Genomic DNA, 1,913 nt, shown 5'->3' with positions numbered 1-1,913 from the left:
CGCCAGTACCCGCGTGCTCAGCGGCACGCCGAAGCCGGCGGGCAGCTGGACCATCACGGTCACCGCCACCGACCCCTCCGGCGCCACGGTCAGCAGGGCCTTCACCGTCACCACGCCGAACGTGGCGCCGGTCGTGGCGGCCACCATCCCTGCCCAGAGCGCCAGCCGCAACAACGCCTGGAGCTACCAGATACCCGCAGGCACCTTCAGCGACGCCAATGGCGATGCGCTGACCTACAGCGTGGGCACGCTGCCGGCCGGCATCAGCTTCAATGCCGGCACGCGTACCCTCAGCGGCACGCCCACGGTACTGGGCAACCACACCATCACCGTCAGCGTCGTCGACGGCAACGGCGGCAGCCGCAGCACCAGTTTCATCCTGGGCGTGGTCAACAACGCTCCCGTCTACGCGGGCGGGCTGGCCGCGAAAACCGTGCAGAAGGGCGAGACGGTGTCCTGGCCGTTGCCCGCGGGCACCTTCACCGATGCCAACGGCGACGCCCTGAGCTATTCGTTGATGGTCGAACAGCCGGGTTACACGGAGTACTACTGGGACGCTGCCGACGCCGCCTGGTCGGTGCGCTGGGTCGAACCCAGCTGGTTCACCATGAGTACCGGTCTCACCATCAATGCCAGCACCGGCACCATCAGCGGCGTTCCGCCGGTCTTCTACGGCCCCGTACACCCCGTGCAGGGCGGGTCGCCCATGTTGCTGGCCAATTACCGGGTAAAGATCATCGCCAGCGATGGCAATGGGGGAACCGCCGAAGGAATCTTCGGCGTGAAGACCAATCTGCCGCCTGAGATGTCGGCCCAGCTGGGCGCGACGGTCAAATCAGGCGTGTCCTGGAGCAAGACCATCCCGGTGTTCAGCGACCCCAACGGGGACGCGTTGACCTATTCGGCCAGCAACCTGCCGGCGGGCGTGACCTTCAACGCCAGCACCCGGGTGCTCAGTGGCACGGTGGCGACCGCCGGTACCTATACCCTCGTCATCACCGCCAATGACGGCAATGGCGGGACAACCAGCGCCAACTTCACCCTGACGGTGCAGGCCAACACCGCGCCGACCGCGCCGACCATCCCCAACCAGTCCGCAATGGTAGGCACGGCTTTCAGCTACGGCGTGCCGGTATTCTCCGATGCGGACAATGACAGTCTCACCTACAGCGCCACCGGGCTTCCTGCGGGCCTGTCATTCAACACCAGCAGCCGCGTCCTGAGCGGCACGCCGACAACCGCAGGCGCCTATACCGTCACCATCACCGCCAATGATGGCCGCGGCGGCAGCGTGTCGCGCAGCTTCACGGTGACGGTCAGCGCCGTGCCGGTGCCCAACCGCGCCCCGGTGGTCAACAAGCAGCCGCCGTCGCCTGCCTACCACTTCTTCTCGACCAACCGCTGGGTGGTCTACCCGGAAAGCTTCACCTTGCCGGTGGATACCTTCACCGACCCGGACAACAATCCGCTTACCTACACGGTCCTCCAGAAACCGGCATGGCTTGATTATTCCTACAGCCAGTACGGCCACCAGTTCATCGGCGTCAACAACGACAGCCGCACCTACGCCAGCCATACGATCAAGATCCGCGCGACCGATCCCAGCGGCGCATACGTGGACCTGACCTTCACCGTCAGCTCCGAGTATGACTACTACGACCCCCGCAATCCCACGGACCCGCTGCGCATGCCACTGCAGGCGTTCGTCGCCGACGAGACCCCGGCGACGGAAGGCGAGGCTGCGCCGGAAGCCGCCGGCGCAGGCTCCGCCGGCATCGCGCCGCTGGCGGCGGCCGCACCGAACGTGCAGGAATCCTGGTACGCCTACGACCGGCTCAACCGCGTGGTGGTCAACAACGGCGTGCTGGAAAACGGGCAGGTGGTTGCCGCCAGGAACTTCAACTACTCGTCCT

Annotated in this window: 1 protein-coding gene and 1 pseudogene; both read left to right on the top strand. The window is 66.2% G+C overall.

All coding sequences use genetic code 11. The features are described 5' to 3' along the window. Positions 1-13 precede the first annotated feature (13 nt). Positions 14-100: pseudogene (locus AC06FP_RS16820) on the top strand (hypothetical protein); the annotation flags it as partial. A gap of 33 nt (positions 101-133) precedes the next feature. Then, a partial coding sequence (locus tag AC06FP_RS16815; RefSeq protein WP_478076333.1) for a putative Ig domain-containing protein occupies positions 134-1,913 on the top strand: 1,780 nt, incomplete at its 3' end.

This window comes from Stenotrophomonas sp. Steno-Z2 (assembly GCF_056393235.1).
The sequence above is the reverse complement of the archived record's forward strand: the minus strand, read 5'-3'. Positions and strand labels throughout refer to the sequence as shown.